Source organism: Pseudanabaena biceps PCC 7429 (assembly GCF_000332215.1).
In the GTDB taxonomy this organism is placed as follows: Bacteria; Cyanobacteriota; Cyanobacteriia; order Pseudanabaenales; family Pseudanabaenaceae; genus Pseudanabaena; species Pseudanabaena biceps.
This window is the reverse complement of the sequence record NZ_ALWB01000063.1, coordinates 1-24,709: the sequence shown is the minus strand read 5'-3', so window position 1 is coordinate 24,709 and position 24,709 is coordinate 1. Positions and strand designations below refer to the sequence as shown.

At 44.2% G+C, this 24,709-nt stretch carries 13 protein-coding genes; 9 read left to right on the top strand and 4 right to left on the bottom strand.

The window, feature by feature from the left end; genetic code table 11:
• The first annotated feature begins 485 nt into the window (after positions 1-485).
• Positions 486-4,733: a DUF4347 domain-containing protein gene (locus PSE7429_RS09175; RefSeq protein ID WP_158467624.1), complete on the top strand. Its 4,248-nt coding sequence runs from the start codon at positions 486-488 to the stop codon at positions 4,731-4,733.
• A 157-nt stretch (positions 4,734-4,890) separates the two neighbouring features.
• On the opposite strand, the gene PSE7429_RS09170 is transcribed toward PSE7429_RS09175, so the two are convergent.
• Positions 4,891-10,005 carry a WD40 domain-containing protein gene (locus tag PSE7429_RS09170; RefSeq protein ID WP_144052501.1) on the bottom strand — a complete coding sequence of 1,705 codons (5,115 nt, stop codon included), beginning with the start codon at positions 10,003-10,005 and terminating at the stop codon, positions 4,891-4,893.
• A gap of 479 nt (positions 10,006-10,484) precedes the next feature.
• Between PSE7429_RS09170 and PSE7429_RS09160 the strand changes: the two genes are divergently transcribed.
• Both PSE7429_RS09160 and PSE7429_RS09155 read left to right on the top strand, forming a co-directional pair.
• A complete protein-coding gene (locus PSE7429_RS09160; RefSeq protein ID WP_009626865.1) occupies positions 10,485-10,976 on the top strand; it encodes a DUF4079 domain-containing protein in 492 nt (163 codons plus the stop codon).
• 490 nt (positions 10,977-11,466) lie between these two features.
• Positions 11,467-14,016: a hypothetical protein gene (locus PSE7429_RS09155; protein WP_009626864.1), complete on the top strand. Its 2,550-nt coding sequence runs from the start codon at positions 11,467-11,469 to the stop codon at positions 14,014-14,016.
• Positions 14,017-14,081: 65 nt separating this feature from the next.
• On the opposite strand, the gene psb32 is transcribed toward PSE7429_RS09155, so the two are convergent.
• Positions 14,082-14,801 carry a photosystem II repair protein Psb32 gene (psb32, locus tag PSE7429_RS09150; RefSeq protein ID WP_071590132.1) on the bottom strand — a complete coding sequence of 240 codons (720 nt, stop codon included), beginning with the start codon at positions 14,799-14,801 and terminating at the stop codon, positions 14,082-14,084.
• Between the two features lie 1,176 nt (positions 14,802-15,977).
• Here psb32 and dnaN point away from each other — a divergent pair.
• Together dnaN and PSE7429_RS09135 are read left to right on the top strand one after the other, a co-directional pair.
• On the top strand, positions 15,978-17,132 hold the full coding sequence (gene dnaN / locus PSE7429_RS09140; protein ID WP_009626862.1) for a DNA polymerase III subunit beta: 1,155 nt from the start codon (positions 15,978-15,980) through the stop codon (positions 17,130-17,132).
• Between the two features lie 201 nt (positions 17,133-17,333).
• On the top strand, positions 17,334-19,361 hold the full coding sequence (locus tag PSE7429_RS09135) for a DUF3769 domain-containing protein (RefSeq protein ID WP_009626861.1): 2,028 nt from the start codon (positions 17,334-17,336) through the stop codon (positions 19,359-19,361).
• A 62-nt stretch (positions 19,362-19,423) separates the two neighbouring features.
• On the opposite strand, the gene msrB is transcribed toward PSE7429_RS09135, so the two are convergent.
• Positions 19,424-19,954 (bottom strand): peptide-methionine (R)-S-oxide reductase MsrB, encoded by a 531-nt coding sequence (gene msrB, locus PSE7429_RS09130; RefSeq protein ID WP_040687945.1) that lies wholly within the window; start codon positions 19,952-19,954, stop codon positions 19,424-19,426.
• A 177-nt stretch (positions 19,955-20,131) separates the two neighbouring features.
• Here msrB and PSE7429_RS09125 point away from each other — a divergent pair, with 177 nt between their 5' ends.
• Entirely contained in the window at positions 20,132-20,734 is a 603-nt protein-coding gene (locus tag PSE7429_RS09125) for a superoxide dismutase (RefSeq protein WP_009626858.1), read from the top strand.
• 127 nt (positions 20,735-20,861) lie between these two features.
• Complete coding sequence (locus PSE7429_RS09120; RefSeq protein WP_009626856.1) at positions 20,862-21,503, top strand: Uma2 family endonuclease; 642 nt, start codon at positions 20,862-20,864, stop codon at positions 21,501-21,503.
• A gap of 130 nt (positions 21,504-21,633) precedes the next feature.
• On the opposite strand, the gene PSE7429_RS09115 is transcribed toward PSE7429_RS09120, so the two are convergent.
• Positions 21,634-22,743, bottom strand: a complete 1,110-nt coding sequence (locus PSE7429_RS09115) for an S-(hydroxymethyl)glutathione dehydrogenase/class III alcohol dehydrogenase (protein ID WP_009626855.1) — start codon at positions 22,741-22,743, stop codon at positions 21,634-21,636.
• A 148-nt stretch (positions 22,744-22,891) separates the two neighbouring features.
• Between PSE7429_RS09115 and PSE7429_RS09110 the strand changes: the two genes are divergently transcribed.
• Both PSE7429_RS09110 and PSE7429_RS27165 read left to right on the top strand, forming a co-directional pair.
• Positions 22,892-24,322: a plasmid pRiA4b ORF-3 family protein gene (locus tag PSE7429_RS09110; protein ID WP_009626854.1), complete on the top strand. Its 1,431-nt coding sequence runs from the start codon at positions 22,892-22,894 to the stop codon at positions 24,320-24,322.
• A 168-nt stretch (positions 24,323-24,490) separates the two neighbouring features.
• The coding region (locus PSE7429_RS27165; protein WP_040687942.1) for a hypothetical protein at positions 24,491-24,709 on the top strand (219 nt) is incomplete at its 3' end.

Genomic DNA, 24,709 nt, shown 5'->3' with positions numbered 1-24,709 from the left:
GCCCATTCCTGTTGCCGCACGATTACTTCTACCAGTTCTCCTACTGGCATATTTTCTAGGGCTTCTCGTTCATATTGCGGTGGCTCTTTCATCCCTTTACTTTAGCCGCTTTGGCTCTTTTGTCAATTTCTTACCTGATTCTTTACGAATGATCTAAGTCTTGTGAGGAAATAGAACTAGTTGATAGCGAAGGTATTAAATCTGTGGAAAGTGGATTAGCGTTAGCCGATAACCCACAATCTGTTGCTACTAATGCAAGGGTAGAAAGCCCTAATAATATTGGATGAATTCTTGCGAGCTTGACCTTTAATTCCGCTATTTTTGGGCGCATAGTTCTTGTTTTTACGTTGATTCCTCACGAACAGTAAAAACGTTAGCATATGTCAGTCTTAATTAAATATATTATTGCGATGAAGTCTCAATAGTATAGTATAAATTTATATTGTTAAGTCTCAGTAAAAATTTTGATGGGTTTGTTGGAGATTATGCTGAAGTCAACTTGGGGAAAGTATTGGGCAACAACTGCGATCGCGATCGCCATATCACCAATAATACTGACAGCACCCGTCACAGCGCAATCGATCACCGCCGCACAAGATGGAACTGGCACAGTCATATTGCCAAATGGACAAAGATTTGACATTACAGGCGGAACTCAAGCAGGAACAAATATCTTCCATAGTTTTCAGCAATTTGGCTTAAGTCAAGGACAAATTGCCAACTTTCTCAGTCAACCAAACATTCAAAATATTCTTGGTCGCGTTGTTGGAGGAGATCCTTCCGTCATCAATGGACTAATCCAACTGACAGGCGGCAATTCTAATCTCTACATCATGAATCCCGCAGGGATTATCTTTGGGAATAAGGCAAGTTTGAATGTACCTGCCTCCTTTACGGCTACTACAGCCAATGGAATTCAAGTTGGCAATAGTTGGTTTGGCATGAATACTAGCGCCAGCGATCTGAAGAATCTGACTGGAACTCCTAATGCGTTTGCTTTTACTAGTCCGACAACAGCACTGACTCAAGACCAAACATCAGGTGTAATCGTCAATCAAGGAAATCTTACCGCTTCTCAAGGGAAAAGTATTTCGCTTGTTGGTGGCATTGTGATCAATACGGGAGCTATATCCACACCTAATGGAACAATCAATATCGTGGCTGTTCCCGATGGTAAGTATGTAAGGATTACGCCTGAAGGTGGGGTGCTGAGTTTCGATCTCCCCATCGCAACTCAGCAAGAATTGGGCAGTGCCAAACCGATCGCAGGAATTGATTTGCCAAAATTACTGACTGGGTCAGGGATTACTGCACCGACCAAAGCGGGAGAGGCGATCGCTACTGGTAATCTCTCGGCAACAAATATCAATGTCCTTGCCAATCACTACAACACGACTCAAGCTTCTTTGAATGCGGCGAATATCCAACAGGGTTGGAATTTTGTATTCATCGACAGCACCGTTAAAAACTATCAAACCTTACTTGATGGCACTAATGGCGGAAGTAGTGTGACGGTGATTAATCCAGACCAGTACGGCATTCAGCAAGTAACTGAGACTTTAGCGAGTGTCACAGGTGCAAATAGTTTGCATATTGTCTCTGAAGGTGATGTGGGTAATTTCTGGCTAGGTAAAGATTTTGTTAGTACTGAGAATATTGCTAAGTATGCTAATGATCTCCAAGCTTGGAAGACTTCTCTATCTCCTGCGGCAAATATTCTGCTCTATGCCTGTAATTTGGCTAGTGGAGAGAATGGGGCGGCACTAGTTCAGGCGGTGAAAAACTATACGGGGCGTGATGTGGCGGCTTCGACTGACCTCACGGGTAGCAGCAAGCTTGGTGGTAACTGGAATCTAGAGTATCAGACTGGGAAACTGAATACGGGTGTGGTGTTTAGTTCTGAAGCCCAGAATAGTTATGATGGGAGATTGGTTACCTTTACGGCTACGAATATTAATGATGCGGGTGCAGGGTCATTGAGGCAAGCTATTCTTGATGCCAATGTTTTAGCGGGCGCTGATGATATTCGGTTTGACCCGACTGTGTTTAATGGCGCTCAAGCAGCGATTACTTTGGCTTCAACTTTGGCGATTGATGTTACTAATGGCGATCTCAACATCAGCGGCGCATTTGGAGCAAGCAATGTCACGGTGAGTGGCAATAATGCGGTGCGCGTCTTTAATATCGTGGGTGATGGCAATACCACATTTGATAGTTTAAGAATTATCAATGGGAATCCAGGATTAGGCAATGGTGGCGGGATTTCTAATACTTTTTATGGAACCGTGACCCTCACAAATAGCACTGTCTCTGGTAATACGACGAATGCTAGTGGTGGTGGGATTTTTAGCCTTGGAGATCTAACTCTCACCAATAGCACTGTGTCAGGTAATACGGCTGCTATTTATGGTGGTGGGATTTTTGGCAATGGAGCCGTGACCCTCACCAATAGCACTGTCTCTGGTAATACGGCTGCTGGTAGTGGTGGTGGGATTTTTGGCAATGGAGCCGTGACCCTCACCAATAGCACTGTCTCTGGTAATACGGCGAATATTGGTGGTGGAATTGATGGCTATGGAGCCGTGACTCTCACCAATAGTACTGTGTCGGGTAATACGGCTACTAGTAATGGTGGGGGGATTTTGGGCAATGGAGTCGTAACTCTCACCAATAGTACTGTGTCGGGTAATACGTCGAATACTAGTAATGGTGGGGGGATTTTGGGCAATGGAGCCGTGACTCTCACCAATAGCACTGTGTCGGCTAATACGGCTAATGCTGCTAGTGGTGGTGGGATTTTTAGCTATGGAGCCGTGACTCTCAATAATAGTACTGTGTCGGGTAATACGGCGAATACTGGTGGTGGGATTTTGGGCGGTGGAGCCATGACTCTCACCAATAGTACTGTGTCGGGTAATACGGCGAATTTTGATGGTGGTGGGATTTGGGGCAGTGGAGCCGTGACTCTCACCAATAGCACTGTGTCGGGTAATACGGCGGGTCGTAATGGTGGTGGGATTTATGGCTTAGCAGCCGTGACTCTCACCAATAGCACTGTGTCAGGTAATACGGCGAATACTGGTGGTGGGATAAACAATAGTGGCTATGAAGCCGTGACCCTCATCAATAGCACTGTGTCGGCTAATACGGCTGCTAGTAGTAGTGGTGGGATTTTTGGCAATGGAGCCGTGACCCTCACCGATAGCACTGTGTCGGGTAATATGGCGAATACTAGTGGTGGGATTTATAGCAATGGAGCCGTGACGCTCACCAATAGTACTGTGTCGGGTAATACGTCGAATACTAGTGGGGGTGGGATTTTTGGCAATGGAACCGTAACCCTCACCAATAGCACTGTGTCGGGTAATACGGCTACTGCTAGTGGTGGTGGGATTTATGGCGTTGGAACCGTGACCCTCACCAATAGTAAGGTGTCGGGTAATACGGCGAATTCTAGTAGTGGTGGTGGGATTTATGGCAGTGGAGTCGTGACCCTCACCAATAGCACAGTCTCTGGTAATACGGCTGTTAATGCTGGTGGGATTTTTAGCGGTGGAGACCTGACTCTCACCAATAGCACTGTGTCGGGTAATACGGCTACTACTAGTGGTGGTGGGATTTTTGGCAGTATAAACGTGACTCTTACCAATAGTACTGTTTCGGGTAATACGGCTGGTGGTTTTGGTGGTGGGATTCGGAGCGCTGGATCCGTGATCCTCACCAATAGCACTGTGTCGGGTAATACGGCTGCTAATAATGGTGGTGGGATTTGGAGCAGTGGCGGAGGCACGATCACCAATAGCACCATTACCAACAACACTGCCGATGCCGATAACAATGGCACAGGTAATGGTGGTGGGATTTTTCGTAATGGCAGCACATTCACGATTAGAAACTCGATAATTGCAGGTAACTTTGATCGAGGATTGCAAGCTCCTGACTTGGGGAGTAATGTCGCAGGAGTAGGTTTTACTAATGGCGGCAATAATTTAATCGGTGCAAATGATGGCTTCGCCGCCACATTTCCCACTAGCTCTCTCATCGGCACGATCGCAAATCCCATCAATCCCCAACTTGCACCCCTTGGCAACTATGGCGGCTCGACCCAAACCCATGCACTCCTACCCAATAGCCCAGCCTTAAATGCTGGGAATAATGCTAATGCTCCAGTAGGTAACGATCAACGGGGTGCAACCCGCATTTTTGGTGGTGTTGTCGATATCGGTGCATTTGAATCTCAAGGCTTTAGTCTCACCCCATTAGCTAACTCCACACCCCAGAGTACCAATATCAACACCAGTTTTGCTCAGCTTCTAGGCGTGCAAGTCACCGAAAACTTCGTGAATAGCCCAATTCCAAATGTTTTAGTTACTTTTGCTCCACCATCTAGCAGGGCCAGTGGATCATTTGCTGGTAATGTCAGTGTACTAACCAATAATCTTGGTATTGCCGTAGCTCCTACCTTCACCGCCAATGGAGTTTCAGGCAGTTATACAGTAGCGGCGACAGCAACTGGATTTACTCCCGCATCATTTTCACTGACCAATACTTTGCCAGCTACCAATAAAGTTGTGAATGGATTTGGTGGTGTATTTCCAAGCCGTGAGGATTTAGAAGGACGCTCTCCCAGATTAGACGAGCAAGATATAGAAGTAAGTTTCTCACAAGTGCTATGCCTTGATCCTTCCCTCGCCAATGCTCAGACTACTTCCATTCCAACTTGCAAAAAATAAAATGCAGTAAGTAACGTCAGTTCGGGTTAAGCTGGCAAATTTTAAAATCCCAAGATTAAAAGCCTTGCTACGCAAGGCTTTTAATCTTGGGATTTGAGAAAGGGTTTGCTACGCAAACCCTTTCTCAAATCCCGATTCAAATTATCCCTAACTCACGTTATTTAAGAGATTGAGGTGACATACAAACTCGTTTTATCTCTGGGGATAAGGTTGGCGTATATTTAAGATAATTGTTGAGCAGGTTACAGCCTCTTTGGACGAGTTCATCAAAATCCAAGGTCTCCGCATTCCAGAGTTTGAGCGTACCATCTCGACTAGCCGACAGGATATTCTGACTATCAGGACTATAGGTCAATGCATAGACCTCAGCACTATGCCCCGATAATGTCTTGAGTAACTGACCACTAGCCCGATCCATAATTTTGACGGTTTTATCGGCATTGGCGGTAGCGATCACCTTGCCATCAGGGCTAAAACTCATGCCATAAATCCAAGCATCGGGAGTAACCGTAATTACCTTCTCAAGCATCCCTGTTTGCGCATTCCATAACTTCAATTTGCCATCTTTACCAGCGGAGCCAATTTGTTGACCATCAGGGCTATAGGCAATCGAGAGCCCACCATTGCCATGAGCTTCCATCGTATGTAGCTTTTGCCCGCTACGTACATCCCAGATTTTTACAGTTTGATCATTACTAGTCGAAGCTAATCTCTGGCTATCTGGACTAAAAGCGATCGCCCAAACTGTTTGGGTATGACCATCTAGCACTTGCAATAGCTGCGGGCGATCGTCATCATTCCATTGCCATAGCTTGATTTTATTATCCCAACCAAGGGTTGCTAATATTTTTTGATCGGGACTCAAGGTGGCATAGATCAATTTAGCACCATGAATATTCAACAAATGGAGTAATTTACCCGTTTGCACATCCCAAATTCTCACAGTTTTGTCATTACTGGCCGAGACTAACTTCTTACTATCCGCACTAAAACTAACCCCATAGACCGTATCCTCATGCCCCTTGAGTTCTTGTTTGAGAGTTCCATCGGCATTCCAGAGCCGAATGCTTTTATCAACACTACCAGAGGCAAACATTTTGCCATCAGGACTAAAATTGACCGACCAAATGGTACTGGTATGCCCGTAAAGAGTGTTTAGTAGCGTGGCTTTTAGATCCCAGAGTCGAGCAGTTCGATCTTTACTAGCAGACAGGAGATAGCGCCCGTCAGGGCTAAAGCTAACATCAAAGATACCGTCAGTATGTCCTCCTAACTTCATTTCTAAGATTCCTTCATTATTGAGAATTTGAATCGTGTTGTCTTGAGCACCAAGCGCAATGCGCTCGCCATTGGCACTAAAGTTTAGACTCAATACATCGGTTGAGTTTCCCTTAAACATCCGCACCAATTGAATTTGGCGATTTTGATCACTAATCTTCCACAGCTTGACCGTCTCATCTCTAGCTGAGGTTAACAGTTGTTTGCCGTCAGGATGAAATCTCACATTGTAAAGTTCTTTTTCATGGACGCTCGCGCTAGTTAACAAGTTACCTTGCAAGTCCCAAAGCGCGATCGTCGTATTTTTAGCCGTCACAATCAAGTTACCATCGGGACTAAAACTGGCATCTTGAATGAAGTTAGTTTCTCTAATAGCAGGGCTATTGCTGGCATTTTGAGGGTTCAAGGTCAACAGTTCGACACCGCGATCGCTATCCCACAGTTTGACAGTGCCATCATTACTACCCGTCAGCAATCTTTTGCCATCAGGATGAAAACTCAATCGCAAAATATCATCGCGATGGGCATAGAACTTCGCAATTAACTTACCAGAATTGATATTCCAAATTCTGACACTCTTTCCTTTCCCTGACGATGCAATTTTTTGACCATCAGGGCTAAAACTCAAGCCCCGAATATCGCTCGTTCTTAAACCGACCAAACGCGAGATGGGGCTGCCATCGCTCTGATATAGAGATACGCTACCGTCAAAGCTCCCCAACGCAATGATCTTGCCATCAGGACTAAATTTGGCGGCATAAAAGGGAGCATCCATTTTCAGCGAATAAAAGCGATATCGCTCGCGGATGCTGTAAACGATCGTTTGCAAGGATTCAAACATTGATTGCTTAATTCTTGTCTTATCCAGTCCTTCATCAATGGCTCGCAGCTTTTTAGCTGATTGTACGATTGTTGATAGGGACTCTAATTGCCGATTCAGCAAAAAGCTAGAATTTGCCGAAGAGATCAATGCGTCAATTTCACCAAATTCTGCAAGTTGACGTTGATGAATTGCTTGAAAAGATAGCCCCACCATCACAAATAAAGCCAATACTGTACCGACCAAAGCGAACTTGGTTAAGCGGTTGAGATTGGCTTCGCTGCGTTGAGCCGAGGAGCGTACTTTCCGTAACTCAGCCAGCAAACCTGCTTCCTGATTAGCCCGAATAAATGGCACTAAGTAATCATGCACTAGCTGATAGCGATTGCTGGGGACTTCAGGTAATTGGAAAACTAAGCCCGATCCGATTAAGATTTCTAAAACTAAATCGAGATCTTCCGTATTACTAGAGTAGGACAAAAGCCCCGTTCGCAATTCATTATAGGTACGCAATGGACGTTTGCCCTGCTCGTCCGTTAGCAAGATCAAGATCTGTTGGGCGATGAAAGCCGCACTACCACAAGCCTGAATCACTTCTTCCACCGACTGCTCAACAAGACGCTGTTTCGATCCAGCAGCTCGATAGGCGGCAAGGGTCGTAATATTGCGATCTTGAATTTGCGAGCCAACTAATTGCAGTTCAATCGGTCGTACCGAACCGCGATCGCCAGCGAGATCTCTCACTAACTCATCGATTAGAATCGGTTCGAGGGGAAAATTAGCATTTGCCGTCAAGTTCTCAATCAGAGCTTTGGTATCCGAGAGGGAGAGATTACCGAGGGCATAGCGGAAGTTCCGACTTAAAATATCAAATTCAGCATGGGCTGAGTCTAATTCTAATAGTAGATGGAGATAGTCTTCACGAATAGAAATTACTATTTTTAATAGGGGAATCTTCAGACAGTTTTGCCAAAAATCAATAAAGATCTGTCTTTCCCTTGGCTGGGAGCAGGTAGAAAAGAATTCTTCAAACTGGTCAAATATTAGGACGATCTGCGTCCCATTCACGGCTAATTGCCTAAATTTAAGGAGTAAATTGACAATATCGCGATCGCCTTTTCTGCGTCTTTCATCCATATTCTCCTTCCCATCTTTCTCCAATCTATAGGAAGATGAAGAGGGTTTGACCGCTACGCGATCGCTGTAACCGAGATCGTAATTTTTATAAACAGCTAAGGAAATAGCATTGAGCCAATTGGTATAGATATGGATCTCGATTGGTAGTAATTCTTGACCTGTCAGCGATCGCTGCAATAACGCAGGAATCAGCCCTGCATTTACCAGAGAACTTTTTCCGACTCCCGATTCACCATGAATTACAGTAAGCTGATGCTCTAGGGAGAGAATTCTTTCAACTAGCCTTTCGACATCTTGAGTTCGTCCAGAGGCAGCAATTTCTCCAGTATTAAGATCAAATTTACTCGTCTCGATCTCGGCAAGATTAGAAGGAGAGAGTTGTTTGGGTTGCAGTGTTCCCGCACCGATAAAGGCTCTTAGCCCATATTGTTGCTCTAGCGATCGCTGTCTTTGTCGAGTTTGGAAAGCCTCAAGATAACGTCCTTGAGCGAAGGCAAGATCGTGAAAAGTATCGAGGAAGCGAATATAAAGCTTGGGTTCGTAGTTCAGATTAAAATTAGCGATCGTTTCTTCGATTAAACTAGAGGCTAATTTTATCTCATTAAGTTGAAGATAGCTCTGAGTCAGTAATAGTTGGTATTGACCTATTTGAATATGACGCAGGCGTAGCCAATTATGCATCAAGTTCTCTTCATGAAAAACAGGAACTTGCTCTAGGGTCGATAGGGCTTTGCAGGAATACTCTTTCACTTGCTGCCATTCTCCCTTTTCTATGGCTATTTTGGCTAAATAGCCGTAGTCTTGGGCAAGTTCGAGGGGGGTTTGTTGGTGTAGCGGCAGTAGGGATTCAATCCATTTTTGGAGTTCTTCCCAATCCCTAAGCTGTTCGAGGACTCCGCTATAGGCTCGGCTATACTTAGCCATTAACTCCAACTGATTGGCTTGTTTAAAAGCAGCGATCGCTTCTTGAAAAAATTGTTTCGCCGCTACCCAAGAAGTCGATGAATGTCTTCCGTTCACAAAGGAATTATGCCACCACAAATTTCCTAAATAGAATAAAACGATCCCCCGCTCGATCGGTCTATCCAGTTTCTGCCAATAGGCAAGGCTGCATTGATAGTAGACTTGGGCAAGGCTATGGACTGTACCTTGAGATTCTTCGTATATATCACGATCGCGAACATCAGAGGAGCGCCACAATAATCGCCCCATCGCAAAGTCTAATTTTGCTTCTAATTCTAAGAAACCACTTTGCCCATCAGCTAGATCACTATTGAAGAGATCACTATTGAATAGCTCGTTAAAGTTATGCCAGTTATCTTGTCCAGCAATTTTTTTGATGGGGCTTTCAGAGCTATGAGTATTCTTCGCATCTTTCTCAAGAACAGCTCTGCGCAATTCTTGGCGGGCAAGTTCTAGCTCATTACTAGAGAATGATTCGCGCTCGGTATCTATTTTGGTGTCCTGCCAAAATAGAGGAATCTGAAGATCTCTAGCGATCGCAAATAGGCGATCTACCTGCTGGTTAACTTCTGTAAATAACTCGGCAGGGGACAAGGCGAACTTAATTGCTGGGGCAGCCAAACTTGCTAGCTCTGGAGCGCTAGTCAATAATTGCTGTAGTTCGCGATCGCTTAACCACAGCACCAAAGGACAGTTGATATATTGCTTGAGGCGATCGCGAAAGAGGTTTGCTTCTAAAAATAAATTTTCTAAATTCGTGGCTGGCGTTTGCTCCAAACCCAAACACATCAAAGCAGGAATATGATCGATCGCGCCTTCTCGCCAAAGGTTTTGCAATTTACCATATAGGGTTTCGTGGGACTCTCGCCACCAAATTTCGCGGAAGAGCAAACCTGTTTTTGCCGCTAAAGCAGTCAACATATTTTGGCGAAGACTGCGGTAATTGCAATTGACAATAATTAATGAGAAATTCCCCTGAAACAGACTGATCGCTCTAGCTAACGTATCTAGGGATCGTCCATTAAGGGAATGTCCATTTTCTGAGAACAAGATCGTCTGCTCGCTCTGAATCACCTGTTTTATTTCACCGCGATCGCGACATCTTAAAATTTACGCAAATTTACGCAGGAATACTACTATAGCAACCCTAAATGGTTTGGGGAACATCTCTTCCCCTGATATCCCCCAAAGAAGGTTGGGGCGAAATCTTCGTTTGTTTTTTTGTTCGCACTTTGTTCGCATTTTGTTCGCACGAGGAGCGCCATATATATCGCTATATAGCTGTCACCAAGTATAGACATAAAACCCAAGAATTGATGCGCGGCGCACCGCACATCAATTCTTGGGTTTTGATTTCTCCGAAGTCAAGCGACTGTAGCTATAGCGTAAGTCGCCAAGATCCAGAATCTGTAGCGCACGCTGCGCGTGCGCTACAGATTCTGGATCTTTATATTTAATTGCGCCTAGCTACTTAATCAATGACAAATAAAAGCTACAATATATTAAAAAATGTAAATTTTTTTATAGTTTTCCTACTAAATCATTTCAAGTCTATGAATGAATTTGCCAACAAACTCACTGAGTCCATTCAGCCCATTGCCGACCAGTTCAAATCTCTGCCTATCCCCGCCTCGGTAACTCATTGGGGTCATCCCTTATTTATGGCGATCGTCATTTTTGCGATGGGATCGTTTGTAGCAATTTCAGGATGGCGCAGCCGCACTACAACGGACAATGAAGTAGCCATTAAGAATAAAGCAGATCATCGCAAAGTCGCACCGCTAATGACCGTCTTCTTGGCAACAGGATATACGGGCGGACTGTTATCCTTGGTGATGCAGGGAAAACCTTTACTAGAAAGCCCTCATTTCCTTACTGGCTCCGTAGTATTGACCTTACTAGCCATCAACGGCACAATCTCGCTCACTGGGTTTGGAGGCAATCAACCATTACTGCGTAATGCACACGCTTACCTTGGCAGTGCGATCGTCGTACTTTTAATCGCCCATGCTTTATTAGGGCTAAAGCTCGGTCTTTCTATCTAAATCTCCACATCTCATACCAAATTAAGAAATGGCTACGCCATTTCTTAATTTAAAAATCCTTACAAGGTTTAGTTTTTAATTCACGAAAGTGTGATCACACTTTCGTGAATTGGTATCAGTCCTACCGCAAAAGAATATAGCAATGCAAGTTTTGCTTACAGCAATTTTCGATCAAAAGAACCACCAGAAACTTTTTGAAAGTGTTGCAAAGCAACACTTTCAAAAAGTTTCTGGGTTTGGATATGAGCGCAAAGCACTGTAGGACAAAAAACAAAAGGTGAGTAGCGGCTCTTCGCGCCACCATCCACCTTTTGGATGAGGAGAAAGATTATCTCTCTTAATTTCCCTTTCCTACGGGAGAGGGGGCTGGTAAGGAAAAATCGTATAGCCCGATATCTCACATATTGCCTCCTTAATGACAATTGCTATACCAGCCTAGATGGGTTAGTATTTGCGATAATTAAGCACACTTATCCTGCGATCGCCACATATGGAAAACTGGGAATTTTTGCTACAACGCAAAGGTGACAAGTCCTGGTTGCCCCTAGAGTCTCCCACCGTTGAGATTTTGGAAGGGCAGTACCGACTTGCTGCACGCTCTGCTTTAGCAAATGCACTAGTTGGTATCGCGATCGCCTATCGCCCCCTCGCCGATGTCCGCCATCAACCACTTCAACAAAAAATTGTAAAGCGAATCAGCCATGATGGATTGCTGATCGTGATGCCCTACACCAATTTTGTTCCTGGGCAATGGCAAATTGATTGCTTAGCGACGGAATCCGATCCCGATTCTACTGATACAGAAACAGTAAATACCAATATTCCTCCTACATGGCGAAAAACAGTCAAGTTTGATGTAATTCAAATCTCGTCAGAAGCTGGTTCTGATTGGCAATATAGCGATCCTGAAGAAGCTCTAGAAATAGCAACGGACATCCCAAATAACTCCCATACCAACGCATTGGGGATCGTCCAAACAGAACCAACTCCTCTCAGTTATAGCTCCCCTATTCTCGATATTGCCGAGCAGAGATCGACCGAACTAGTGCAATCAATGTTTGAGGAGTTTGCCCTATTTAATGATGACGAGCTTGACGACGAGCCTGATAATGAACTTGATAATGAACTTGATGACGAACGGGAAGATGCGGCGCAAGCTACACTGTCATTAAAAAGCAGTCTACTGGGTGAAGGTGATCGCTCTAATTTAGAGCAGGCAACCACACAAGCATCATCCACCGCACAAACTGACATTCCCCTTCAGCCCCGAATTTTACTGCGCCTCAAACAACCTCAATACATCATTAATGAGGACAATAGCTTTAACCTGACTGGAGATATCTATACTCAAGGCGAGCTTGAGGTAACCCTCAAAGATCCCCAAACCCTTGAGGTTTTGGTCAGTCAGCGCTACTTGATCGCTGATTCTAGCGATCGCAATCCTGTGAATGGAGCCATTCCCTTTAAATACCAGATCCAAGTTCCTCCACCATCAGAAATTCAAGTCCTGATTGGAGAGGTACAAATCCATCCCCAACAGGACTTCCAACCACATCAGGACTTACTCGATCAGGACTTATTTGTTTGCCAACAGGCGATCGCGGTTTCCTATCCCGCATCAAGAGTTCTTCCAGAACTAATTAAAGAAGCTCAAAAACAGAATTCTGAAAGTAACTCTCAAGGTAATTTACAACCAACCGCATCAGGGCATGATGCTCCTAGTTACCCACAGATTCCCCAGAGTTTTCCACAGGCATCCCTCACCCCTGACAATCAACCTAATCCACCATCTCCAAAAACTAAGTCGAACAATTTCCTTAGTTTGCCACCCTTACCTTCTAATAAGCCCAAAGTCTCTCAGGGAGAGCCACAACGCCCTGCTACTGCCTTGTCATTACCCCCTTTACCCCAACCGAGATCTCAAGCAACGGGTCAAAATTTGGGTTCCTCCAGTTCTACCACTGATGAGGATCTGCCTCACAGTTTTCCACAGGTAGAGGCGACCCCAGATCAAATAGATTCCAACTCCGATCTGACCAGTTTTGAGCTGACCAATATCGGCATTCTTGATGGTAGCGATCGCCAAAATCGCCCCCTTCTCAATGATAAAGAACCAGAATTGTATTACAGTTTTGAAGAGGAACTCCCCCAAAACTACGAAGAATTACTCGAACAACCAAGGCTGGAGACATCCCTAGGTAATTTGGGCAATAGTCAACTACCCCTCATTAAAGATCACCCTCCCCAACAGCCAAACCATCGTTTTCTCAATAAGCTGCAAACCCTATCTGCCGATGCGATCGCTGCCCAAAAAGCTAGCCAACGCACTGAGGAGCTATTACTCGATAACTACACCAGCGAGCCATTACCCATAAATGAACCGCTGGAAAATACCGCTGCGTCCATCGACCTCGATAATCCTGATCGGATCCGAACGATCTCCGAATCCACAAGTCTGGCGGAATTAGATCGCGAACTTGATGTACAACTGGATCGACTTCTGGATTTTGAATCCGATCTGATCCTCAATGAATATGTTTGGGAAGAAACTACCGATCCCAATGCTTTCCCTGTGGGTGGATTGTCTAGCTCCAATGCCAGTGCTTACGCCCTAACGGAAACGGCTAAAACTATCCGTAACATCCAAGAATCTTCCCCACAAAGCTTTTCAGAACAGGAACCGATTCCGATCCCCGAACTCCTCATTCCTGCTGGGGAAATTATCTCAGGTACGCCAATGTTGATCACCGTGCGCTTACCCGTACTCACTACCAAGTTCTTTGTGAAGTTCTGGATTAAAGATTTACAGACCCGCATAATTGTCGATGGTCCTCGCTGGTTGTTAGACTTTAGTGTAGTTCCCAATACCGAGTTTATCGAAACCCGCACGCATATCTCGATTCCTCTCAGTAGCATTGATGTTGCCTTTGAAGCGATCGCGATCGAAGCTCAAACCCAAAGGGAAAGTCACAAAGTCCGAGTAACTCGCGCAGTGACTCCTCCCAATCTCGCCCAAGACATCAATTTTGACGAGCAATAGATAAAAAGACAAGTGGCGGCGCTTCGCGCCGCCACTTGTCTTTCTCTGGTTAACGTATGGAAACCTTATGGTTGGCTCTGTAACCAATAGTAGGTTGCCATGGGCAACAAAGTTGCCAAAATCAGCAAAATAATCACCACCACATTCGACGAACTCGCCTCTGTCTCTTCTCTGGTTGCATAGTTACTCGTCTCAGTTTCTTCTACTGCTAAGAGGGGAGCCCCTGGATCGGGATTCCCCTTTAACACCATTTCCAGACGCGCAAAGCCTTCATTTACGGCTTGGTTATAGTTTGACTTACGGGCAGGATAGAGCATCGTCTCATCCGCGATACTATTAGCAATACTATCGGGCAAAACTTCTTTGACCTTGGCTCCAGTCTGAATCGCCGTACGGTGGTCTTCCGTCGCCATAAATAGCAACACTTGATTGGATTTCGCGGCATCCGTTGGAAACCATTTATCAAATAGCTCTGTCGCAAACTCTGAAGCAGGTTGACCGAGATCGATCCGTTGGATGGCTAGCACATGCACTTCAATTCCTGTTGATTCAGCTATTTTTTCAGCTTTACTAGCGATCGCACTTTTAGTAAGCGCACTTAATACCTCCGAGTCATCAATTACCCATGTCTGCTCGGTTAGTTTTTTGATCTCTGCTAAGTCAGGAATATCTGACACCTGCAAAGCAAAGGCATTACCAGTTAATAAATTAAATCCAAGGGTTAAGGCGATCGCCCCCAAAAATAGGCGACGAAATAGGCAACAAAATAAATTTTCAAGCAGCATTTTAATCACAAAATTAATCACAAAATTAATCACAAAATTTTTAACCTATTTTTAAAACTGTTTTTAAAACTGTTTTTTAAACCAAGTCCATTTATTTCCATTTTCAACACTATATCAATCGAAAAGGTAGTCATCAAAAACACAAGTAAAATTTCAGTTATTCTTAACCCTAAGCCCCGATCGCCAATGCCGCGATCAAGATCTCCCGACAGAATCGACAAACAGGTAGATATTTTTTAATCGTCATAAATTCATATTGTCAAATTATTATTAATTTTTTTCAAGCAATCTTCAAGTGATTTTTTTATAAAAATATGCATTATTTATCTGTGGATAACTCTAGATCTTGATAGATTGCCTGTGGAAAACCTGTGGAAAACTCTAATCCATCTGTGGAAAAGCAGGCAATATCTGGGGAAAACTTTTAAATAAATGTGGAAAACTTTTACTAGGTATTTATACCCTGTGGAAAACTAGCCATTTTTTCCACAGGGTTTTCCACAGGTGGAAAATCTTAAAAGACTTACTGAATATACTTTTCTTTGAGTTTTCCACATTTTCCACAGCCCCTACTACTACTATTAAAGATTTTTTATTTCTTTAAAGAGTAATAATTAGATCGAGTGAAAAAAAAATGAAAAACAAAAATTAATTTTGGCAATACAAAAATTGCTAACGATGTTATGATTGGCTTCCACAAATCAAAAAACTAGAAACTAAAAAGCTCCTATTGAAAAATTAAGTTTAAACAAGTTTAAAAATTTTATTTTTAGCTCGTTTTTTGAGCTCGTTTGCCGAAGCTATGCGTAAAGTATTCTCCAATACATTTCCCAAGAGATTTTAAACTCTCCAGAATCCTCAAAATTTAAAGAATTCATTTAAGTAATTTAGTTTTAATTTAGTTCTAATTTAGTTTTTTCAGCCAATGTCAAGTTATCTAGATAGCAAGTGCAAAATACGATTAACCAAACGATTAACCAATTTGGTACGATTTGACATCTTGCAGAAGTAACACTTTGGGAAAATCTAAACTATAAAACTCCAGTTCCCAGTCTTAAAATCCAAAACTAGATTCTTCCATTGGTCAGAGAATACAAGAGAATCCAGAAGTTATTCAAAATCTAGTTTTAGTCTCACATTCCCCTATCTCACGTTAAAAATTCCTCTGTCTAAACTATGCGACTAGTCTGCCCCCAAAACCAACTCGCTGCTAATCTTGCCCTTGTCGGTCGTGCGGTCGCATCTCGTCCAACCCACCCGATCTTGGCTAACATCCGTTTAGATGCGGATAGTTCATCCCAAAGCCTTGGCATGACTGCCTTCGATCTCAATCTAGGTATTCAGGTTTCTTTCCCCGCTCAAGTAGTAGAGGCGGGATCGATTACTCTGCCTGCAAAGTTGCTTAACGATATTGTTTCACGGTTGCCCGATGAAGACATCACCATCAATGTGGATAAGGACAATACGATGGTTTCGATTGTCTGTGGTTCAGGACGCTACCAAATGCATGGCTTGCCCGTAGAGGAGTTTCCCGAATTACCGCAAATTGGCGAAGATGGCGAAACTACCTATTTGCCTGTAGAGGCGATGTTAAGCGGGCTTTCTTCCACCTTGTTTGCGACTTCCGCCGATGAGACGAAGCGGATTTTGACGGGGGTACATCTTACGGCTAATGCCGATCGCCTTGAGTTTGCGGCTACCGATGGGCATCGACTTGCCGTGGTACAGACAGGATTTTTAGATGCGGATGAGCCTCCTGTGACCGAGGACACCGTCACAACAAATTTGGAAGTAACCATTCCTGCAAGGGCTTTGCGGGAGCTAGAGCGAATGCTCAATCAGCAAACCGAAGGGGCGATCGCCGTTAAGTTTGATCGCGCCAATATGATTTTCCAAAGTGCTAATCAAATCCTCATTTCTCGTTTGTTGGATGGTACTTATCCCAACTATCGGCAATTGATACCTAGCCGATTTGATCGCCAAGTTACCTTAGAGCGCAAATTATTCCTATCTGCGCTAGAGCGTATCGCGGTACTGGCTGACCAAAAAAATAATATTGTTAAAATCTCTGTTGATTCTACTGGGCAAGAAATTTCCTTGTCCGTTGAGGCTCCTGATGTTGCCGCAGGGAGAGAATCTTTACCTGCCCAAGTGTCGGGTGAAGATGTAGAAATTGCCTTTAATGTTAAATATCTGCTGGATGGCTTAAAGGCTTTGCCAAGTAATGAAATCCAAATTCAGATGAATAATCCGACTAGTCCTGCGGTGCTTGTACCTATCGGCGCAACTAAAATGACCTATCTGCTCATGCCTGTACAAATACGTAACTAGATTTACGATATCACCCAAGAAGAGAATAGCAGCGCATTGTAAGAGATAGCTAGAATAAAAGATGAGTGGCGGCGCTTTGCGCCGCCACTCATCTTTGGGGAATACTAAGTTAAAGCCCCACCTTTACTTTCTCAGTTTTATGTCTTAACTTTACAAGCGACAGCTATATCGCAGATAAAAATCCTGTAAACTTAGTTGAGTATGGACTTCTTACCACCGCCTTCAACTCAACTGCCACCTCACTCCCACGCTGAGGTGAGACAGGCTAACTTTAATCAGACGTTGTCACCACTGCCAACGCTCGATCTCCGCATTGCCAGATTGCCTGTGGAATTGCCAACAGAGGTGCGATCGCAGTTGCAGCTTTTTTTTGATACCCTGCCCGATCCTAATTCGCTTGCCCAGCAAATTAACTCGACCCTAATTGCTCAAGCAGGTCCCATCAAACCCAATAGTCTGCCCAAGCCCAAGCCTAAGGATAAACCTCGTCCGACTCTGCCACCGCGAGTAGGTGACAAGTTGAACGTGGTGAGCGATCGCCAAGAGTATGACGTAAACACGCAGGTGTTTTTGGCTGAAGGTAATGTGGTAATTAATTACAAAAAATCAGAACTGAAAGCCGATCGGGTGCGGCTCGATACGAAAACACAGGAGGTTATCGCTGAAGGTAATGTATTTTTTACCAGAGGCGATCAAAAGCTCCGTGGTACTAAGCTTACGTATAATTACGGCAATGTTAAGGGCGAATTACTCAATGCTTCAGGTGCTGTCGATCTTGGTAATTTACAAAGTTCAGAAGTTTCGCGATCGCCTGCGGATGTGGCGACTAACTCAGTTACGGTATCCGTTGGGGGGACTGGAGATGCTTCGGAAGGGCGAGTGCGTCGCATTGGGTTTATTGCCGAGCGTTTAATTATTGATGGGGATTATTGGACTGCGGAAAACTTGCGGGTTACTAACGATCCATTTAGCCCTCCAGAGCTGGAATTAGTAACGAGCAAAGCGACGATAACACCAATTTCTCCAACTCAAAACCGCCTCGATCTGGAATCGCCTACGATTGTTTTCGATCGGGGCTTTTCTTTGCCATTACCTGTTAATAGTATTATCCTCGATCGCTTTCAACGCTTTGCTCCCGCGCTAGTGGGATTTGATAAACGCGATCGCGATGGTATCTATTACCAACAGAGTTTTGATGTCATCACCCAGCCTAATTTAAGCTTGCAGATATCCCCACAATTGCTCCTACAAAGGGCTTTCTCTAGCCAAAGTGGATTTTCAGGATTTGATATTTTGGGGATTGTAGCGACCTTAAATGGCGCTTTTGATGATGGACAAACCCTATCGGCGCGAGCCAGTTTCTCAGGGTTGAACTTTTCTAAAATCGATTCTTTATTACGTTTTAATGTCAGCCATCAGGTTCCTGTGTTTGGCAATCATAGCTTGGTATCTCAATACGCCTTTCGCGATCGCGTTTACAATGGCTCGCTGGGATATCAGGATGTGAACAATATTCTTGGGAGTACCTTGCTATCTCCTACCTATACTTTAGGAGATTCCAAAATTTCCTTTAGCTATCAAGTCTCAGCTCAGTTGGTGGGAGCTGTGCGTGACGATATCCAACCCAGTACGATTGGTTCCCTAATTCGCTTGCAAAGTGCTGTCGTGCTCAGTCGCGCCTTTCCCCTTTATCGGGGCGAAGCATTGCCAGCCGAAAAAGAAACGGGATTGCGCTTCTCTCCAAAGCCTATCGTGCCGAGGTTAGATGCTTTCGTGACTGCCCAAGGCGTCAATTCTCTCTATTCCAATGGAGCTAATCAAGCAGTTTTGTATGGAACTATTGGTTTAGCTGCGGAAGTTGGTAATTTTGCCAAAGATTTTCTTGACTATACTGGTTTAACCCTGAGCTACACCCAAGCCTTTTCCAGTGGTAAATCGCCCTTCCTGTTCGATCGCGTTGCGGATAACAGATCGCTTACCGCTGGAATCGTACAGCAAATTTATGGACCACTTCGCTTTGGTATTCAACAAAGTTGGAGTTTGGATAGTGGCAACTTATTTGATTCGGTATATTCTCTCGAATATGCAAGGCGTACCTATTCTGTACTGATACGATACAATCCCAATCAGGGGTTAGGGGAATTTCTCTTACGGATTAGTGACTTTAACTGGACTCGTCCTCCCGATAATGTGACAACTATTCAAAATGGAATAGAACAGCGTAACTAGTAAACATAAAGCCCAAAAGATAAGTGGCGGCGCTTTGCGCCGCCACTTATCTTTTGGGCTTTTTAGGCAGGAATAAATTTTAGGGAAACTCCATTCATACAGTATCTCTGTCCAGTGGGATTAGGACCATCATTAAAGACATGCCCCAAATGCCCGCCACATCGACTGCAATGGACTTCAACCCTTTGCATGAATAATGAATTATCGACGGTAGTACCAATCGCTCCTTCGATGGGGGCAAAAAAGCTCGGCCAACCTGTGCGACTGTTAAACTTTGTGTCAGAGGTAAATAGGGGCAGATCGCAGCCAGCACAATTATAATTACCTTTGCTATATTCCTTATCCAGAGGGCTAGTAAAGGCTCTCTCGGTGCCATGCTTCCGCAAAACTTTAAATTGCTCTGGCGTGAGGATTTGTTTCCATTCTTCTTCAGTTTTCATGATTTTGTATCTTTTAGTTGCTTGATTGAATTGATCGGGGGAATTTGTGTCTAGGGCGATCGCCGTATTGGTTGATGGCGATCGCCAAAACTGTAATAGCCATGAACCACCAACGACAGCGGCTCCCGTGAGCAAAAAATTTCTCTTCTTCATGGTTAAATTTAGTGGTTTGTATTACTTACGTTGCAACCCTTAGGATTGGATTAAGAGTTGAATTAACAACTGCTGAATTTAAAGTTGTAACAGCCACTACGATTTACAATCTAGTTTATAATTGTAACAATACTTAAAGCTGAGAAATCACTTCAAACTTTAAAAGGTTAAACAACAATGGCATTTGAACTCCCATCTTTACCCTACGCCCAAGACGCTCTTGCAGCTTCTGGTATGTCTGCTGAAACTCTATCATTTCACTATGGTAAGCACCATAAAGCGTATGTTGATAACCTCAACAATTTGATTAAGGATACCGATCTTGCTGATAAGCCCCTAGAGGAAATTATCAAGATTAGCTACAAAGAAGGCAAAGCTGGAATCTTCAATAACGCAGCTCAGGTTTGGAACCACACTTTCTACTGGAATGGGATCAAGCCTGCTGGTGGCGGCGCTCCTACGGGTGCTTTGTTAGATGCCATCAATGCTAGCTTTGGCAGCTTAGATAACTTTAAAACCGAATTTAAAAATGCTGGTGCTACTCAATTTGGTAGCGGTTGGGCATGGCTTGTAGCTGAAGGCGGTACGCTGAAAATCACCAAAACCCCTAACGCTGAAAATCCCTTGATCCATGAAGGTCAAGTTCCTTTGTTGACAATGGATGTTTGGGAACATGCCTATTACCTCGACTTCCAAAATAGCCGTCCTAACTTCATGGCTAATTTCGTCGAAAAGCTAATCAATTGGGATTTCGTCGCGGCTAATTTCGCGGCTGCCTAGTTGTAAACAGCGCATAGCGCTATTTAATTGTAAAAGAGAAGCCTCGCGATGCGAGGCTTCTCTTTTTGTTTGGGCAATGTAAAATAAAGCATAAGCGATCGCCTATTTGCGCCTCTCGGTGAATACCATGCCCCTACTGCAAACCAAAACGACCCTAGATACTTGGCTAGCTATGTCTTGGGATGAGTTTATCAATATTGCCGATGCTCCAGACTCCTCCAAGCTTAAAAGTTACTACTACAATGGCAGAATGAGGTTGGAAAATATGTCCACAGGCTCCGATCATTCCAAAGATCACCTGACGATTATTCTAAGCGTTGGATTGTTTGCCACCTTGAGAAATATACCGATCAATGGACATGATTGCTGTTCCTATCGGAAGAAAGGTACTACTGAGTTTCAGCCTGATGCGTCTTACTACATTGGTGACAAAGCCGATGTCATACCTTGGGGAACTAGAATTATTGATTTAGATCAATACCCATTACCCGATCTGGTTATTGAAATATCAGATACCTCTATCTCCGATGACTTAGGCACAAAACGCTTGCAATATGAGGAACTCGGCATTTCAGAATATTGGATTGTGAATGTTCAGACCATGCAAATTTTTGCTTTTACAATTGCGATCGATGGTAGTACTCGGCGGATTCGGGAATCGCTAGTATTGTCGGGGCTGAAGTTGGAAATCTTGGAGCAAGCTCTGCAACGCAGTCGGCAGGAAAATCAGTCGGCAACAACAGCATGGTTAATGGAACAGTTTAGATAGAAGATAGTGGCACGCCACTATCTTCTATCTCTGAAGTAGTTCAGCATAATTAAAAACCAAAACCAGAGAGCGTAACGCCCGCGTAGCGGGCGTTACGCTCTTCTAGGTTTTAAGTTTTATGCTGAACTACTTAAAACGTTAGTACAGTGCGAATGGCATCGCCTCTGTGCATCATATCGAAAGCCTCATTGATCTCCTCAATTGGCATCACATTCGTAATCAGGCTATCAATATCAATTTTGCCTTCCATATACCAATCGACAATCTTAGGAACGTCAGTCCGCCCCTTTGCGCCACCAAAGGCTGTGCCTTTCCAAACTCGACCTGTGACTAATTGGAATGGACGGGTGCTGATTTCTTGACCTGCGCCTGCGACCCCAACGATTACGCTTACTCCCCAACCTTTGTGACAGCATTCGAGGGCTTGACGCATGGTTTGGGTTCTGCCGATGCATTCAAAGGAGTAGTCTGCGCCGCCTTTAGTCAGATCGACCAGATAGGGAACGAGATCGCCTTCTACTTCTAAAGGATTCACAAAATGGGTCATGCCCATTTTTTCAGCGAGGGCGCGTTTTTGGGGATTAATGTCTACGCCAACGATCATGTCTGCGCCAACCATCCGACAGGCTTGGATTACGTTTAAGCCGATGCCTCCTAGCCCAAAGATCACGACATTGGAACCAACTTCGACTTTGGCGGTGTTAATTACTGCGCCGATGCCAGTCGTGACACCACAGCCGATGTAGCATACCTTCTCGAAGGGGGCATCATCGCGGATTTTGGCTAGGGCGATTTCTGGGAGAACGGTGTAGTTTGCAAAGGTGGAGGTTCCCATATAATGATGGATTTTTTCGCCATTGATGGAGAAGCGGCTAGTTCCATCGGGCATTAAGCCTTGTCCTTGGGTGACGCGGATCGCTTGGCAGAGGTTGGTTTTACCGCTTAGGCAGTAGGAGCAGTTGCGGCATTCGGGGGTGTAGAGGGGAATGACGCGATCGCCTGCTTTGAGGGAGGTGACACCTGCGCCGACTTCGACGACGACACCTGCGCCTTCATGACCGAGGATCGCGGGAAATAGTCCTTCGGGGTCGGCTCCTGAGAGGGTGAATGCGTCGGTGTGACAGACTCCTGTGGCTTTGATCTCGACGAGGACTTCTCCTGCTTTGGGGAGATCTAGTTGGACTGTCTCAATTTTGAGGGGTTGTCCTGCGGCGAAGGCGACTGCGGCTTTTACGTCCATGAATTTTATTAATGTCCCTGAGTTTATGACTGGTGATTTTGTGGTATAGGAAATATCATAGCTGCTAGCTAAATAGGGCGACCACAGGAGGATAGCCCTTACCTGTATAATTTTAGATCTTGCTAAGAAGAATTAGCCAATATCCAATATGTTTAAATTCACGCCTTTCTTGACGCTCCCTCAGCCCGATCGAAAGCCTTTATCGCAGTTGTCCAGAAAAGTGCTGAGTGAAACAATTTTTTCGGCAACTCAAATTTCGGCAACTCAACTTTCGGCAACTCAACCCAATGCGATTGTGCAGGATTTCGAGACTTTTATCGAGTTCTTACAACTTCACAAAGTAGAGGTCAGTGCTAATCAACAGGCGATCGCTCCTAAGTATCTTGCCGAGCTTAACAGTCGTCTCAGTCATCCCGTCACTATTGATTTTCAGCGTCCTAGCCAAAAATCTTATCCCTATATTCATGGACTCTATTTGCTACTGCGTGGCTCAGCGATCGCGGTGGTGAAATTAGACAAAAAGAAGAATATACTAAGCATCGATCCGCAAGTTTTAACTTCATGGCAGGGACTAAATGCGATCGAGAAGTATTTTAATCTGCTTGCCACATGGATATATTACAGCAGTGAAGATATTATGGACAACGATCGCCGTGCTCTTCCTGAATGGTACTTTGTAGTTAGTTCTTGGGGGACAATCGCTAAAGAGAACTTAAACTTTACTGACAATTCTACTAATAATTCTCCTAACAATTCCAAGAGTAACGAGTGGTTAAATCGTCTGAAGTTACACAATGTTGCTTTGTTGAATTTATTTGGATTTATAGAATTACAAGATACTGAACCTCTAGCGGGTAAAGGCTGGCGGTTGACTAAGGCAAAAGCATCACCCTTTGGAAAAGCCCTAATGGAGCTATTGGAGAAAACTGATTGGAAAAGGGGGCTGTTTAATGAAGCAGAAGATGATCTGTTTATAGAACCCCAATCGGAACCACGACCCGGAGAAACGAAACTCAATGTAGTTGTGCAGAAGTCAACACCGACAGAGATCTTGCAAGAGGAATTTCAAGCGCTAGATTTATTTCCTGAATGGGAGAACAATTTGGAGCTACCTGAGCCTGAAGCCCAAGATGGTATTTTCATTTTCAAAGTATCTCTGCCAACCTATGTTCAGAAGTCTAAGGACAAGTTTTCTAAAGAGACGATCTGGCGTAAGATTGCGATTCCTTCTCATCTGACACTCTACGATTTTAGTTCGGCAATTCTCAAAGCCTTTGATTTTGATAACGATCATCTCCATCAATTTACCTACAAAGATCGTCAAGGCTTCGTTAAGACTATTAATCATCCCTATACTCAGCATGGTGACGGAGACGGCTTTACTGATGAGATCTTGCTGAGAGCTTGGCAAATTAATGTCGGCGATCGCATTACCTATGTATTTGATTTTGGCGACTGGTGGGAGTTTAATGTAGTCTTAGAAAGTATTGATGAACCTGATCCTAAGCTTAAAAAGGCGAAGGTAATCGATCAAAAGGGTAAAGCGCCTAAGCAATATGGTGATGATGACGATGAATAATAGTAGGGGCATAGCATTCCCGCCGTAATCTATCAATTTTTGCGATCGCTTTATTTTGGGAATACTTTGCCCTTAACCTTGCAATGTAGGGACAAGCGTCGCTGAAGGTGGTGAGGTCAAGCAGAGATAGGCGATCAGTAAAGGCGGAGAGGGCGAAGCATTTGGGGATTGAGGTTATCTGTTGGTGTTCAAGATTGTGGCGCAAATGCTACGCCCCTACGGGACGGAATAATCAATCCAAATTTTTTCCTTTTTCCTTGGCGTTGTTGCATAAAAAGGGGGTTAGAAGGTAAATTAAGTATTAAGCAGGAGATGAGACCCCGAAAGATGACAGAGAAATATGAGATCCGCAACTGGTCAGAGTATAACGCAGGGCTGAAACAAAGA

Coding starts and splice junctions, on each gene's coding strand:
- psb32 (WP_071590132.1), bottom strand. CDS start 14,801: ATGCTGCTTGAAAATTTATTTTGTTGCCTATTTCGTCGCCTATTTTTG.
- PSE7429_RS09125 (WP_009626858.1), top strand. CDS start 20,132: ATGGCATTTGAACTCCCATCTTTACCCTACGCCCAAGACGCTCTTGCA.
- PSE7429_RS09160 (WP_009626865.1), top strand. CDS start 10,485: ATGAATGAATTTGCCAACAAACTCACTGAGTCCATTCAGCCCATTGCC.
- PSE7429_RS09120 (WP_009626856.1), top strand. CDS start 20,862: ATGCCCCTACTGCAAACCAAAACGACCCTAGATACTTGGCTAGCTATG.
- dnaN (WP_009626862.1), top strand. CDS start 15,978: ATGCGACTAGTCTGCCCCCAAAACCAACTCGCTGCTAATCTTGCCCTT.
- PSE7429_RS09155 (WP_009626864.1), top strand. CDS start 11,467: ATGGAAAACTGGGAATTTTTGCTACAACGCAAAGGTGACAAGTCCTGG.
- msrB (WP_040687945.1), bottom strand. CDS start 19,954: ATGAAGAAGAGAAATTTTTTGCTCACGGGAGCCGCTGTCGTTGGTGGT.
- PSE7429_RS09135 (WP_009626861.1), top strand. CDS start 17,334: ATGGACTTCTTACCACCGCCTTCAACTCAACTGCCACCTCACTCCCAC.
- PSE7429_RS09110 (WP_009626854.1), top strand. CDS start 22,892: ATGTTTAAATTCACGCCTTTCTTGACGCTCCCTCAGCCCGATCGAAAG.
- PSE7429_RS09115 (WP_009626855.1), bottom strand. CDS start 22,743: ATGGACGTAAAAGCCGCAGTCGCCTTCGCCGCAGGACAACCCCTCAAA.
- PSE7429_RS09175 (WP_158467624.1), top strand. CDS start 486: ATGCTGAAGTCAACTTGGGGAAAGTATTGGGCAACAACTGCGATCGCG.